This window comes from Parabacteroides caecihominis (assembly GCF_023656785.1).
Taxonomy (GTDB): domain Bacteria; phylum Bacteroidota; class Bacteroidia; order Bacteroidales; family Tannerellaceae; genus Parabacteroides; species Parabacteroides segnis.
Map to the genome: position 1 here is coordinate 20,392 of NZ_JAMOKS010000022.1, position 14,188 is coordinate 34,579.

The window sequence follows — 14,188 nt, forward strand, 5'->3', positions numbered from 1 at the left end:
TTAATCGTTATAAGATGGCAAGAATGAATAATCTTTGCTGTAACGAAGCATCTGGTCTGCGTATCCTTCGGTATAATCGAGAACGATGTCGGTCACTTCGCCTTTGTCGTTCTTTACCTCTTTCATCACCGGGTTCACGAAACCTTTGTATGGAGCCAGGTTTAGTTTGGCATAGCGGGCAAGCACTTCGTCGTGTAAAGTCTGGTCTACTTTCACACCGTAATCTTCCACCAGTTTCTTTCCGGCGGCGAAATCGCCTTCGCTCTTGATGCGCTGCACTTCTGCCAATAAGGTGCCGAACAGATTGCGGAGTTTGGCATAATCGTTTACAACGACATATGTCTTGCCGTCACGCTTCTTATATTCGATAACGTTATCGGCTTTACCGTTCTCATAGGCCCACTGGGCGATCAACTGACGGTTGCGCATGTGAGCTTCTTCCACGTCTTTGCCGGCTTCGATACGGACAAGCTGTGTCATCAGGCCATTCATGATATATTTATAATACTCGGCCTTATAGGCTTCGCCATCCGGAACCAGACCTAATTCAACCAGCTTCGGGTCGGCCAGGTAATAAAGGCCGAAGAGGTCGGCACGGGCTTCTTCCAGGGTGGAATCGTAGGCTTTCAGTGCGCCCGATTCGGTATCGGGCAGAAGTTTGCCGGAACCATGTCCCAGGCATTCATGCAGGTCGGTATGCAGGTTATCAGTCAGGAAACCGTATTTTGCGAGGGCTTCACGCTCCGCATCACTCCAGATAAACTCTTCGTTAAAGCCATTGCCCTGCGACGCCTTGTCGTAAGCCTCGGTTATATTCTCAATTGTAACGGACTTTGAGCCGTGGTCGCGGCGAATCCAATCCGCATTCGGCAGATTGATGCCGATCGGCGTTGCCGGATAACAATCGCCTCCCAACATGGATACGGTGATCACTTTGGCACTCACCCCTTTTACCTTTTCCTTCTTGAAGCGTTTGTCGACCGGAGAATGATCTTCAAACCATTGCGCGTTATCGCTGATAATCTTCGTGCGCTTGGTCGCTTCCTTATTGATAAAGTTTACGGTTGACTCCCAACTGGCTTTCATACCCAGCGGATCGCCGTAAGTTTCGATAAAACCGTTCACGAAATCCACCTCCGAAGTCGTATCCTCTACCCAAAGGATGGAGTAGGCATCGAATGTCTTCAAGTCACCGGTCTGATAGTATTCAATCAGTTTTTCGATAATTGCCTTCTGGGTATCGTTTTCGGCAAAAGGAACTGCTTTCTGCAACTCGCCCACAATCTGTTCGATAGCAGCAGAATAAAGGCCTCCTACTTTCCATACCTTCTCGACAATCTTTCCGTTCTCTTTCACCAGCCGGCTATTGAGTCCGTAGGAGATCGGAGTGATGGTATCTTTACCCGCTTTCATAGCGGCATAATACTCTTCCACCTCTTTCTGGGTAATACCGCCGCCATAGTAGTTATTGGCAGATGCCAGGATTAAATCCCGGTCGCCGCTCTGTACAGTACGTTTTGCCAATACTGCCGGATCAAAGATCACCGGAGAGATTTCTGCAACAAACTGCTCCAAAGTCTGTCCTTCACGCAAAGGAAGTTCAGAGACATTCACCTGCTCCAGACAGCTCTGAAAGAATTCAGGGGTAAAGCCGGGAACAAACTTATCCTCTGCATAATGGTGATGGATGCCGCTTGAGAACCATACCCGTTTCAGGTACGTTTCCAGGGCCTTGAACTGCTCATCCTCGCGATTTCCTTTATATTCCTTGTAAACCGTTTCCAATGCGCGGCGAACCGGCAGGTTATAACGACAATTCTGGTCGAAGAATATGTCGCGCCCCATCAGCGCAGCCTGCGACAGATGATATAATAACTGTTTTTGTTTCAACGAAAGAGACTCGAATCCCGGAACCTGGTACCGAAGTATCTGAAGGTCTGCGAACTGGTCTACCACATAATTAAAATCCTCCTGCGGTGCCTGAACATTCTTTTCTTTCGGGCCTGCACAGGCGGTCAATGCCATTGCTGTCATAAGCGATACAATTGTATTTCTCATTTTATTTATACTAATTCTTTTGTTTTTCCTGAAGTATTACAACGAAAGGCTCTCCCGCAAAGGTAACGAATAAATCGAAGCCATAGGAATATCACCCTAATATTTTGTACCTTTGCAACCGATATATTTATTAAAGAATGGAAATAGCAGCATTAGTATCAGGAGGCGTGGACAGTTCCGTAGTTGTCCATCAGTTGAAGGAGGCGGGATACGATCCTACCATCTTCTATATCCGTATCGGTATGGAAGATAAAGACGGATATATCGACTGCCCCGCCGAAGAGGATATAGAAATTACATCTTACATAGCACGCAAATACGGTTGTCGCATGGAAGTGGTATCCCTGCATGACGAATACTGGGACAAGGTGGTCAGCTACACGATCGACTCGGTGAAACGCGGCCTCACCCCCAACCCGGACATGATGTGCAACAAATTCATCAAGTTCGGCTGCTTTGAAGAGAAATGGGGGAAAGACTTCGATAAAATCGCCACCGGCCATTATGCCACAACGACCGAGATAGACGGAAAAGTATGGCTCTCCACCGCCAAAGACCCGGTGAAGGACCAGACCGATTTCCTGGGACAAATCACGCGCCTGCAAATCCAGAAGCTGATGTTCCCGATCGGCCACCTGATGAAAGCGGAAGTCCGTGCCATCGCTGCCGAACAAAAGCTCCCCAGCGCCATGCGCAAGGACAGCCAGGGCATCTGCTTCCTCGGTAAAATCAATTACAACGACTTCATCGAGCGTTACTTGGGCAAACGTGTCGGCAAAATCGTCGAACTGGAAACGGGCAAAGTACTGGGCAAGCACAACGGCTATTGGTTCCATACCATCGGTCAGCGGAAAGGACTGGGCCTGAGCGGTGGTCCGTGGTTCGTTATCAAGAAGGATATCAAGCGCAATATCATCTACGTCTCCAACGGCTACGACCCGGAAACGCAATACGGGAAAACAATCAACCTGCACGGTTTCGACTTCATCACCGAAGATCCGTGGGGAGAATTTACCGATGAAAAAGAGATCACCTTCAAGATACGCCATACCCCCGATTTCACACCGGGACGCATCCGCCGTATCGGTGACCTTTACCGTATCGAATCGGAAAACAAAATACAGGGTATCGCTCCCGGCCAGTACGGTGTTGTCTACGACAAGGATCATCATCTCTGCCTGGGTAGCGGCATGATTATTGACGAAGAAAAATAAGTCTTTGTCAATAATTATATTTATCTTTGTATCAGACTATAATATATACGACTATGGAAGCAACAACATTAAAAACATTCGAGATATCCATTCCCGAAAAATACGCATCCGCCATACGCTCACTGGTTAAAAGTATGGGAGGAAGCATCAAAGTCCGCAAAGAAAAGAAATGCGGCCTGGATGAAGCATTGGAAGATGTGAAGGCCGGAAGAGTATATCATGCTGAAAGCACAGAAGATATGATGAAACAAATCTTCGGATGAATAAGAAATATACACTCAATTATACGGGTAAGTTCAAGAAAGATTTGAAACTCTGTAAGAAAAGAGGATACAAGATTTCTTTATTTGAAAAAGTCTCCAAACTCCTTGAAACAACCGGTACCCTCCCACCCGAATATCGCCCGCATAAATTGAGCGGCAAATACGAAGGCTTATGGGAATGTCATATTCAATCCGACTGGTTACTGGTTTGGAATCAAAATGATACGGAACTTATGCTTCTGTTTACAGATACCGGCACTCATGCCGATCTGTTTTAATAGAAAAGTTCAAAATTAGAACGACTGCGGCAGCTATCTCGAATGGTTGCCGCAGTCGTTTTATATGATTGCAGCACCTGTTTTTTACCGCTGCGGCAGCTATTTCTTACAATTGCCGCAATCATTTTCCCGGCATACCGCCTTTATTTCAACTATTTCACCCTATTATTTCATTTTTTTCGTCTTTAATTTGGTTTATAACATAAACCATTTTATATTTGCAGCGTGTAGGTAAGACATGCGCAGCTCCTTGCACTTTTTTAATCCATATATGGTTTATGTTATAAACTTATTTACATCCACCTTTAAAGTAGACAAAACATGAATACGAAACGAATCATACTATTTATTCTGGCAATATTCTTTACTTGCAATCTTGCCGAAGCACGGACAATCACCGTCAAAGTGAGCAACATACGCGGAGAAAACGGAACAATCCTCGTCATGGCTCAATCAGGGAAAGAGACAAAACCGGTATACGGCATGGCCAAACCGGAGAAAGGAGAAGCAACCATCACGCTTGAAAACGTCGAATGGGAACAGTTCGATATCTCAGTCTTCCATGACGAAAACGGCAATTACCAAATGGACTTCACCGAAGATAAAAAGCCGGCTGAAGGATATGCCATGAAGAAATGCAAAACGCAACAGGAAGAAGAGACAGTCAAACTGAAATTATATTACCCGGCAAGCGAGTAAGGCATGAAATGGCTGTTATTCTTTACACTCATCTTTGCTACCGGCTTTCCGGCTATGGCCCGGAAGCCGGCAACGGCAGAGATTTACTCCGGCCACATTACCGACGGGCAGGGAAACGGAGTTGAATACGCGACAATCGTCCTCTTGCAGGATGAGATTCAAAAAGCAGGTACGACAACCGACAACAAGGGTAATTTCACCATGGAAGCAAAAGCAGGAACATATAAAGTAATCGTCCGGTGTATCGGATATGAGCCGCTGCAAAAAGAATTATTGCTGGCCGCATCCATGCACGACACCCTTTCGTTGAAGGCATCTTCCTATGCCTTGAAAGAGGTTGTGGTACAGGCAAAAAATATCGAACGCAAGGCAGACCGCTTCATCCTGTCCGTCTCCCCTTCCGCCGGGAAAGACGGTACCGAATTATTGTCGCAGGCTCCCGGCGTATGGCTGGCAGAAGATAATATCTCCATCAACGGAGCACAGGGCACAAAGGTATTCGTCGATAACCGCGAAATAAAACTTACCGGCGAAGAACTTCTCACCTACCTTCGTTCGCTGAAATCGGAAGATATCAGGCGAATAGAAGTCATCCCGATAGCCGGAGCAGAATATGAAGCCAGCTCACGGGGCGGAATCATCCTGATCTCACTCCGCCGGCGGCAAACGAACGGTATCCAGGGGAGTGTCACGGCCGGGGGCGCCTTATCTTCTACCCTTACCCGTTACATGCCTTCTGGAACACTCAATGCACGCCTCGGGAAATGGACCGTAAACGCCGCCGCCTCTGGTAATTTCACACCGAAGAATGAGAGCATGATGACATCCGTCAGACAATATCCGGACAACGACAACCGCTTTTCCAGTCTCTCCAGGTTCGACACACGATCGGACTATGGTACGGAACGCATCGGAGCCATCTTCGAAATCGATACCGTCAACAGCATCGGAGCGGAGATAGAATATGTCGGACAGCTGTCTAAAGGCAACTCTTACAGCGAAACGGAACTGACAAAGCAGGAATGGTTAATAAACAGCACCGGCGATTATAACCAGAAGGATGATTACAACACTTTATCCGCTACCGCCAACTACCTGCATAAACTCGACGACAAAGGCTCCCTGCTCAAATGGATTGTCGATTATGCCAGCAAAAAGTCGACAGGGAAAAACAACTACTATGTCGTACAAAAGGCAGCAGGCCGGGAGATAGACAGTACGTACCGAAGTAACAGCGATGCAACCTACAAGATCGTCACCACCGATATTTCAATGAATAAATACTTCCGGAAAGGAATGTCGCTGAACACCGGCCTGAAATACACGCATACATTCATGGACGATAATTCCTGCTACGAAGGTCTCTCGGCCGACCAACAATGGAGTATCAGTCCGGCTTACGGCTACGCACTCAAATACAAGGAAAACATCATGGGAATATACGCTTCTTTTTCAACAGAAATCAATCGCTGGACGTTCATAGCCGGACTGCGGGGCGAATATACCCGGACCGCGAACGAGAGCGACCGGATCAAACGGGATTACTTCGACCTGTTCCCGAACCTGAGCGCCACCTATGCCTTCAACAACCTGAAGACCTGGATGCTGGTCGGACAATACACACGCAACATCGAACGTCCGGCCTTCTATACGCTCAACCCGAACCGGCTCCAGACCTCCGATTACAGCTACAACATAGGCAACCCCTACCTGCAACCGACCTATATCCACCGTTTCAGCACGACCCTTGTCTATAATTACCGTTACACGCTGACAATCGGAGGCAACCTGCACCGCAACCTGATCCGCGAATTCTGCAAGGTAGACGCCGTCGACCCGGACGTTTCGTATATCACCTACGAAAACCATGACGTCGAAAACCATTGGTTCGTTGCCGCCAGTATCCCGGTTCAGCCCGTCCCATGGCTTAACCTGGCAGCCAATTTCGTCGGTGTACGCCAGGATATCCGTATGACGGAGAAAGCCGCATTTGCCCACCATTATCTGGCATTCGCAAACGCGACCGCAACCTTCACGCTGCCGAAAGACATCACGCTCGAAGGACAATACAGCGGAACCAGCCGCCTGTATTCAGGAAACAGCGAAGTGGCTCCCCGGCACATCGTCAGCCTGTTTGCCCGGAAAAAGCTGGCCGGCAACCGCTTCCTGATAACTGTTTCGGCCGATAATATCTTCAACCGCTATAATGACTTTGCCAGCCATATCGAAACCTACACGTCACAAAGCCACTTCGAAAGCGGACACCTCGGACGTACCTTCAAAGCGACACTGACCTGGAACTTCAACAGCGGCAGGAAAGTCAAGAAGCCGACAATCGAACGGGGCGTAAACTCTGAAAGAAACCGGTTGAACGAAAAATAGACCGGAATAATTGACTGTTAAAAACAATGACATTATCTTTGAACAAACATAGTACGAATAATATAAAAACAAATAAAATCATGGAAGAAAGACTTTTAAACGAGAAAGAAAGCCTGGAACTCATCACACAGATGATAAACTCCAGCAAAAAGAATATGGAGATCGGCCAGGGGAATTACCTCCTGGTGTGGGGTTATTTCACAACTGCCCTGTCGATCATTCTGTTTACGCTGATCGCTCTTACCCACAACATGATATGGAGCTGGGGATGGATGCTGATGTTCGTCATGTGGCCCGTCATGTCTTACCGGCAAAGGCAGCAGCCCCCGAGGGTCATCACCTATACCGACAAAGTAATCATGCAGGTCTGGCAGGTAATGGGCTGGATGTTTGTCATCACTTTCCTGACAACTGGTACCATTGAGTTCATTTTCGGCAGATACGTCGACTTTATCCTTATGCTACCATTATCCCTGATATACTGCGGATTGGGAGTATCCATCACCGGTATTATCGTACAGGGACGCTGGATGATTTATACCCCTTTGGTTGCCTTCGTCATAGCGATTTATATGCTAACCATGCTGCTGATGGGTGAAAAAGCGACAACTTTGTGGTATCTTTACTTCGGTTTATCGTTCGTGTTTATGATGATCATACCCGGACATATCGTCAATAATAAAGCCAGGAAGCAATGTTTAAAGAACTAGATCCGTTACTTCATTCACAATTGCGGCTCGCCGTGATATCCATCCTCCTTTCGGTCGAGGAGGCTGAATTCGTCTATCTGCGGGAAAAGACACAGGCGACAGCGGGAAACCTGAGTGTACAGATAGACAAACTGAGCGAAGCCGGCTACATAGAAGTCGAAAAGAGCTTTGTCGGAAAGAAACCCCGCACGACCTGCCGGATAACGCCCGTAGGACGACAGGCATTCGAGAATTACGTAAATGCCCTGAAAGACTATATCGGAGGAAGCTAATCCCTCCGCCAGCTACCGCATACCAATAAAAAAGGCTGCCATCAATCCGACGGCAGCCTTTTTATATCATTAATCCCTGCTAATTAAATAGCGTATAAAGAACTGATAGATTCGCCACTGCAAACACGGCGGATTGCTTCAGCAAACATATCGGCAACAGATAATACTTTTACTTTCTCGCATTTCTTTGCGTAAGGAATAGAATCGGTAAAGATCATTTCCGTCAGTGAAGACTGGTCCACACGGGTAGAAGCCGGGTCAGACATGACAGCGTGGCTGGCGATTGCACGTACAGACTTCGCGCCATTTTCCATCATCAGGTTAGCGGCTTTGGTGATTGTACCGGCTGTATCCACCATGTCATCCACCAGAAGAACGTCCAGACCTTCCACGTCACCGATGATACGCATTTCAGCTACCTCATTGGCACGCAGGCGTGATTTGTGACAGATAACCATCGGCAATCCCAGGTATTTGGAATAGCTGCTGGCACGTTTCGTACCACCCACGTCAGGAGTAGCGATACACAAGTTATCCAAAGGCAGTTCTCCCTTGATATAATCCAGGAAGATAGAAGAAGCATACAGGTGGTCTACAGGAACATTGAAGAATCCCTGGATCTGGTCCGCATGTAAATCCATTGTAATCAGACGGTCGATACCGGCAGTGCTCAACATATCTGCGATCAATTTTGCACCGATAGACACACGGGGTTTGTCCTTTCTGTCCTGACGGGCCCAACCGAAATAAGGAACAACAGCAATTACAGAATGTGCAGAAGCACGTTTAGCCGCATCAATCATCAGGAGCAACTCCATCAGATTGTCCGAGTTAGGAAATGTTGATTGAACAAGAAACACGTCACGACCACGGATAGACTCTTCATAAGATACTGAAAATTCACCGTCAGCAAAATGTTGAATGTTCATCTGCCCCAGAGGACAACCAAGACTATTGCAAATTTTCTCTGCAAGATACCGGGAGTTGGTTCCCGAAAACACCAAGAAAGGAGTTTGTGCACTCATTATTCCGAATATTTATCTTAAGTAAATAGATTTGAATTGTGCTGCAAAAGTACAAAACTTATTTGCAATTATCCCTTTATCTTCGGAAAACTTTCAACAATAAGGGCGAGTCAACCCCGCCCCTGTTACTTTTTCTAACGAAATGAAAGACTCATTACTTATACGTAAACTTCAGAACCTTACCCGAATAAGCCGGCAAAACAAGCTGATACGGCCACGCCGCCGTCAGCGTACTGATGCAAGTCTCTCCCGTCAACAAATCCGTCTGTGTTGCGGCCTTGTTATCGTCAAAACCCAGTGTAAGAAATGCGTCGGAAGGAATCTTTACCCGCACCGTCTGTTCGCTTTTATCGAAATTCACAACAATCAGTACGACCTCGTTACGGTATTTACGCATAAAGGCATACTGGCTATTCGAATTGAAATACGGATTCCGCGAATTGGCATACATCAGGTCGAAGAAAGCCCCCTGAGTAATGGCCTGCTCCGATTTCGCCACATTCAATATCCTGACATACTTCTCACGCAATTCACGCTGCTCGTGCGTCAAACCGGCGCCATCGAACTTCCAGTCGTTGATCCATTTACGCAGGCTCTCCACGCTCCAGTAGTCGAAGATCGTCGTACGCCCGTCGCGTCCGCTGAAACCTTCCTCGTCCATACCCGGCTCGCCCAACTCCTGACCGCTGTAGATCATGACCGGGTTCGTATTCATCATGGCCGAAACAATCATACCGGGGATACCCGGACGGTGATCGCCGGCAAAGAAATAAGAGGCGATACGCTGTTCGTCATGGTTTTCCAGGAAGTTCAACATATGTGACTGGATACCTTCCAGGCTCTGCCAGCAGTAAGAGATCGTGTTGGCCGCAGCCTGATTGCACATCACCGCACGCACGGTATCGTACAGTCCAACCTTATCATACAAATAGTCAAAATGACCGTTGAAAATATAGTTACGGTATTCTGCCGGATTATAAACCTCGGCTATGAAACAAACAGCCTGTTTTTCTTTTACCTTCGGAATCACCCAGTTCCAAAATTCCACCGGTACCATCTCCGCCATATCGCAACGGAAACCGTCAACACCTTTATCCGCCCAGTAAAGCAGGATATCCAGCATCTTCGTCCAGGTGCCGGGCACCGGGTTGAAATGACCGATCCGGCCATTCACATAATCCACGCCATAATTCAGCTTGACCGTTTCGTACCAGTCGTTCTTTCCCGGACACGGACTAAAACAGTCATTTCCCGTCACTTTAGCGGGGAACTCACTATAATCGTAATCCCCGTGCGCTTCGGCAAACGACAGGTGCAACGGGCATCCCGGGATATAATAGAAGTTATTATTACGGTCGAACCCTTTGGTCGTATCATCATGCTGCCCCAGATCTTCGACATACGACATGCGGGCATCCGAGTAATATTCGCGTGCCACATGGTTCGGCACAAAGTCAATAATCACCTTCATCCCGGCATCGTGCGTACGTTTCACCAGCGCTTCGAACTCCTTCATACGGTTCGGCACCTTCTCTGCCAGGTCGGGGTCTATATCGTAGTAATCTTTTATTGCATAAGGGGAACCGGCTTTGCCTTTCACCACGTCCGGATGATCTTTACGTATCTGATAAGCGGAATAATCGGTCTGGGTAGCATGTTCTATCACTCCGGTGTACCAGATATGCGTCGTACCCAGTTCCTTGATCTTTGCCAGGGCCGTCGGTGAAAAGGCGGAGAACTTTCCTACTCCGTTTTCCCTTACACTACCGTTCTTTACCAACGGAGACTTCAGATTTCCGAACCAACGGGGGAATACCTGATAAATGATCATTTTATCCATTTGTTTCATCGCTTTTATCAACTTTAAATATTATCGGTAAAAGTTACCCGGGCAAGCGCCGGACAAAGCTATGGCAGGAGCATATTGTTCTTCCGCGCCATAATCGCTTTCACCAGAGTTTCATGTTTATTCTCTTGTATCACCAATTCGAATGCGCGGATCGCTGCATCATAACCGATGCGGGCAATCTGTTCCACATTCTCCAAATCAAAAGTTTTATACATGCCGAATTCTTCCGCCTCGATCAACACGTCGCACATCTCACGATCTTCCAGCGTATTGGCCCGGAACATATAATGATAGGAACGCTCTGCAATATGAAATATCGTCTGTTTGTATTTCTGGGGGACCAGCGGGCTGACATTCACCCCGATCACCCGCTCGCACCTGTCGCGGATTATGGAAACCGGGAAGTTATGAAACAAACCACCGTCCACATAATGTACCCCGTTAATCACTACCGGACTGAAAATGATCGGTATACTGCACGAAGCAGTCACCGCCTCCACGATAGGCCCGCTGTCGAACTCATGGCTTTCGCCGTTATCCAGGTCGGTCGCTACCACAATCATAGGGGTTTTCAGTTCTTCAAATGTCTTGGCTCTCAGATGGCGTTTCAGGAAATACCGGAAACGTTTGCTGTCGAACAAGCCGGACTTGGGAAGCTGGAGTTGTGCAAATTCGGAAAATTCACGGCCTGTAAAGAGTTCTTTCAACTCGTCCGCCGAATAACCGTCGGCAAACAAAGTACCCATTAACGCACCGACACTCGTCCCAACGATGATATCCGGCTTCAGTCCGCACTCCTCCAGTAATTTGAATACCCCAAGGTGTGCAAAACCTTTCGCGCCTCCGCCGCTTAAGGCCAATCCTAATCTATAGGTCTTATGGTTCGATTCTTGCGTCATTGTATGTTTTCTCTCTTTTACGGTGACAAATATGCTGTTTTTTTTAGAATGAAACAGTATTATTTACGAAAAAGTTTCTCTACGTTTTTATTTTTCTTACATTTACGGAGAGAATAATGTGCCAATATGCCAATGTGCTAATATGCCAATGGAAATAGCTACAGATTCTATTATTTCCTCATTGACACATCGGATTATTGGCATATTGGCACATTATTTATTTTAAATCTAACGACTATGATAACTAGTATTTTCTGGATTGTGCCCGTGGCGTCGGTTCTGGCGCTGGTATTTGCCTGGTTCTTCTTCCGGCAAATGATGAAAGAGAGTGAAGGAACGGAAACGATGGCTAAAATCGCTTCTTATGTGCGTGAAGGTGCGATGTCGTACCTGAAACAACAGTACAAGGTAGTAGCCTCGGTTTTCCTTGTGCTGGTTATCTTGTTTTCCATTATGGCTTACGGCTTCGGCGTGCAGAACGAATGGGTGCCGATCGCCTTCCTGACCGGCGGTTTCTTCTCTGGACTGGCGGGATTCCTGGGGATGAAGACGGCGACTTATGCCTCCGCCCGTACAGCCAATGCCGCCCGTTCATCGCTCAATAAGGGGTTGCAGGTCGCTTTCCGCAGCGGCGCCGTCATGGGACTGGTGGTGGTCGGCCTCGGACTGCTCGACATCTCTTTCTGGTACGTCCTGCTGAACGCTTTCATTCCGAATGAAGCCCTGAACCCGACCCATAAACTGACCATTATCACTACGACCATGCTGACCTTCGGCATGGGAGCCTCTACACAGGCGCTCTTTGCCCGCGTGGGAGGTGGGATCTATACAAAAGCCGCCGACGTGGGAGCCGACCTTGTCGGGAAAGTGGAAGCCGGCATTCCGGAAGACGACCCGCGTAACCCGGCCACCATCGCCGATAACGTGGGTGACAATGTAGGCGACGTAGCCGGTATGGGTGCCGACCTGTACGAATCTTACTGCGGTTCGATACTGGCGACCGCAGCCCTGGGTGCTGCCGCTTTCGTTTCGTCCGGTAATATAGAAATGCAATATAAGGCAGTAGTCGCACCGATGCTGATCGCGGCTGTCGGCATCGTCCTCTCTATCCTGGGTATTTTTGCCGTCAGGACGAAAGAGGATGCCAATATCCGGCAGTTGTTGAAGGCGCTGGCTATCGGGACAAACCTCAGTTCGGTGCTGATCGCAGTTTCCACCTTCGGGATACTTTATCTGCTCGGCCTCGACAACTGGTTCTGGATCAGTTGTTCGGTAGTGATCGGCTTGCTGGTCGGCATCGTGATCGGCCAGGCAACGGAATATTACACCTCACAATCCTACAACCCGACCAAACGGGTTTCGGAAGCGGGACTGACAGGGCCGGCCACCGTTATCATTTCCGGATTAGGACTGGGAATGCTTTCTACGGCTATCCCCGTGCTGGCTGTGGTAGTAGGTATCATCTGCTCTTTCCTTTTTGCCTCCGGATTTGACTTCGGCAATACGGGAATGGGACTTTACGGAATCGGGATCGCCGCCGTTGGCATGCTTTCCACCCTGGGTATCACATTAGCTACCGACGCTTACGGCCCGATTGCCGACAATGCCGGAGGAAATGCCGAAATGTCTGGTCTGGGCAAAGAAGTACGCAAACGTACCGATGCCCTCGACTCGCTGGGGAACACCACAGCCGCCACCGGTAAAGGATTCGCCATCGGCTCTGCCGCCCTGACGGGATTGGCGTTGCTGGCGTCTTATATAGAAGAGATCAAGATCGGCCTGCTGCGCCTGGGAGAAACCGTCTTGTCGTTTGCCGACGGACGTACGATGGAGGTATCGAAAGCATCTTTCTCCGACTTTATGATCTACTACGATGTGACGCTGATGAATCCGAAAGTACTGTCGGGCATGTTCCTGGGGTCGATGATGGCCTTTATGTTCTGCGGGCTGACGATGAACGCCGTAGGACGCGCCGCCGGACATATGGTAGAAGAAGTACGCCGCCAGTTCCGCGAAATACCGGGTATCCTGACAGGAAAAGCGGAACCCGATTACGCCCGTTGCGTAGAGATTTCGACGAAAGGGGCACAGCATGAGATGGTTGTTCCTTCGTTGCTGGCGATCATCGCCCCGATAGTGACCGGACTGATATTCGGTGTGACCGGCGTGATCGGCCTGCTGATCGGCGGACTGAGCACAGGTTTCGTACTGGCCATCTTCATGGCCAACGCAGGCGGCGCCTGGGACAACGCCAAGAAACACATCGAAGAAGGCAACCACGGCGGCAAAGGCAGCGAAGCCCATAAGGCAACCGTTGTTGGCGATACCGTCGGCGACCCGTTCAAAGACACTTCCGGTCCGAGCCTCAATATCCTGATCAAGCTGATGAGCATGGTGGCTATCGTGATGGCGGGGTTGACTGTAGCGTGGAGTTTGTTCTGAAACAGTTAATATAATCTAACCGAGATCAAATACTTTCATACGAATAGTTCGTAATTACGAGCTATTCGTATTTTTGTTGATAGTAAACAACTTTAAA

General features: G+C 48.4%; 12 protein-coding genes. 8 read left to right on the forward strand and 4 right to left on the reverse strand.

Translation table 11 applies throughout. The features are described 5' to 3' along the window. Window positions 1-2,058 carry a dipeptidyl-peptidase 3 family protein gene (locus tag NBH14_RS18045; protein WP_186960471.1) on the reverse strand — a complete coding sequence of 686 codons (2,058 nt, stop codon included), beginning with the start codon at window positions 2,056-2,058 and terminating at the stop codon, window positions 1-3. 137 nt (window positions 2,059-2,195) lie between these two features. Here NBH14_RS18045 and mnmA point away from each other — a divergent pair, with 137 nt between their 5' ends. The 7 genes from mnmA to NBH14_RS18080 all read left to right on the forward strand — a co-directional run bounded on the left by mnmA (window position 2,196) and on the right by NBH14_RS18080 (window position 7,876). Beyond that, the gene (gene mnmA, locus NBH14_RS18050) at window positions 2,196-3,272 is read left to right on the forward strand and encodes a tRNA 2-thiouridine(34) synthase MnmA (protein ID WP_007654661.1); all 1,077 of its coding nucleotides are present in this window, start codon (window positions 2,196-2,198) and stop codon (window positions 3,270-3,272) included. Window positions 3,273-3,325: 53 nt separating this feature from the next. Continuing rightward, window positions 3,326-3,535 (forward strand): hypothetical protein, encoded by a 210-nt coding sequence (locus NBH14_RS18055; protein ID WP_007654662.1) that lies wholly within the window; start codon window positions 3,326-3,328, stop codon window positions 3,533-3,535. Then, the gene (locus NBH14_RS18060) at window positions 3,532-3,813 is read left to right on the forward strand and encodes a type II toxin-antitoxin system YafQ family toxin (RefSeq protein ID WP_186960470.1); all 282 of its coding nucleotides are present in this window, start codon (window positions 3,532-3,534) and stop codon (window positions 3,811-3,813) included. Before NBH14_RS18055 ends, NBH14_RS18060 begins: the two co-directional genes overlap by 4 nt. Window positions 3,814-4,134: 321 nt before the next feature. Beyond that, entirely contained in the window at window positions 4,135-4,512 is a 378-nt protein-coding gene (locus NBH14_RS18065) for a DUF2141 domain-containing protein (RefSeq protein WP_128134835.1), read from the forward strand. Window positions 4,513-4,515: 3 nt separating this feature from the next. After that, a complete protein-coding gene (locus NBH14_RS18070; RefSeq protein WP_186960469.1) occupies window positions 4,516-6,894 on the forward strand; it encodes a TonB-dependent receptor in 2,379 nt (792 codons plus the stop codon). An 80-nt stretch (window positions 6,895-6,974) separates the two neighbouring features. Beyond that, on the forward strand, window positions 6,975-7,604 hold the full coding sequence (locus NBH14_RS18075; RefSeq protein ID WP_007654668.1) for a hypothetical protein: 630 nt from the start codon (window positions 6,975-6,977) through the stop codon (window positions 7,602-7,604). Then, window positions 7,589-7,876, forward strand: a complete 288-nt coding sequence (locus tag NBH14_RS18080; protein WP_007654669.1) for a winged helix-turn-helix domain-containing protein — start codon at window positions 7,589-7,591, stop codon at window positions 7,874-7,876. Before NBH14_RS18075 ends, NBH14_RS18080 begins: the two co-directional genes overlap by 16 nt. Before the next feature lie 83 nt (window positions 7,877-7,959). On the opposite strand, the gene NBH14_RS18085 is transcribed toward NBH14_RS18080, so the two are convergent. The 3 genes from NBH14_RS18085 to NBH14_RS18095 all read right to left on the reverse strand — a co-directional run bounded on the left by NBH14_RS18085 (window position 7,960) and on the right by NBH14_RS18095 (window position 11,649). Continuing rightward, window positions 7,960-8,901 (reverse strand): ribose-phosphate pyrophosphokinase, encoded by a 942-nt coding sequence (locus NBH14_RS18085; RefSeq protein WP_046145272.1) that lies wholly within the window; start codon window positions 8,899-8,901, stop codon window positions 7,960-7,962. A gap of 154 nt (window positions 8,902-9,055) precedes the next feature. Further along, a complete protein-coding gene (locus NBH14_RS18090) occupies window positions 9,056-10,750 on the reverse strand; it encodes an alpha-amylase family glycosyl hydrolase (RefSeq protein ID WP_186960468.1) in 1,695 nt (564 codons plus the stop codon). A gap of 59 nt (window positions 10,751-10,809) precedes the next feature. Continuing rightward, on the reverse strand, window positions 10,810-11,649 hold the full coding sequence (locus NBH14_RS18095; RefSeq protein ID WP_128134837.1) for a patatin-like phospholipase family protein: 840 nt from the start codon (window positions 11,647-11,649) through the stop codon (window positions 10,810-10,812). Window positions 11,650-11,886: 237 nt separating this feature from the next. Between NBH14_RS18095 and NBH14_RS18100 the strand changes: the two genes are divergently transcribed. After that, the gene (locus NBH14_RS18100; protein ID WP_186960467.1) at window positions 11,887-14,091 is read left to right on the forward strand and encodes a sodium-translocating pyrophosphatase; all 2,205 of its coding nucleotides are present in this window, start codon (window positions 11,887-11,889) and stop codon (window positions 14,089-14,091) included. Window positions 14,092-14,188: the final 97 nt, after the last annotated feature.

Excerpts from the sequence above, each read along its gene's own strand:
- NBH14_RS18045 (WP_186960471.1), bottom strand. The coding sequence starts at position 2,058 with ATGAGAAATACAATTGTATCGCTTATGACAGCAATGGCATTGACCGCC.
- mnmA (WP_007654661.1), top strand. The coding sequence starts at position 2,196 with ATGGAAATAGCAGCATTAGTATCAGGAGGCGTGGACAGTTCCGTAGTT.
- NBH14_RS18055 (WP_007654662.1), top strand. The coding sequence starts at position 3,326 with ATGGAAGCAACAACATTAAAAACATTCGAGATATCCATTCCCGAAAAA.
- NBH14_RS18060 (WP_186960470.1), top strand. The coding sequence starts at position 3,532 with ATGAATAAGAAATATACACTCAATTATACGGGTAAGTTCAAGAAAGAT.
- NBH14_RS18065 (WP_128134835.1), top strand. The coding sequence starts at position 4,135 with ATGAATACGAAACGAATCATACTATTTATTCTGGCAATATTCTTTACT.
- NBH14_RS18070 (WP_186960469.1), top strand. The coding sequence starts at position 4,516 with ATGAAATGGCTGTTATTCTTTACACTCATCTTTGCTACCGGCTTTCCG.
- NBH14_RS18075 (WP_007654668.1), top strand. The coding sequence starts at position 6,975 with ATGGAAGAAAGACTTTTAAACGAGAAAGAAAGCCTGGAACTCATCACA.
- NBH14_RS18080 (WP_007654669.1), top strand. The coding sequence starts at position 7,589 with ATGTTTAAAGAACTAGATCCGTTACTTCATTCACAATTGCGGCTCGCC.
- NBH14_RS18085 (WP_046145272.1), bottom strand. The coding sequence starts at position 8,901 with ATGAGTGCACAAACTCCTTTCTTGGTGTTTTCGGGAACCAACTCCCGG.
- NBH14_RS18090 (WP_186960468.1), bottom strand. The coding sequence starts at position 10,750 with ATGAAACAAATGGATAAAATGATCATTTATCAGGTATTCCCCCGTTGG.
- NBH14_RS18095 (WP_128134837.1), bottom strand. The coding sequence starts at position 11,649 with ATGACGCAAGAATCGAACCATAAGACCTATAGATTAGGATTGGCCTTA.
- NBH14_RS18100 (WP_186960467.1), top strand. The coding sequence starts at position 11,887 with ATGATAACTAGTATTTTCTGGATTGTGCCCGTGGCGTCGGTTCTGGCG.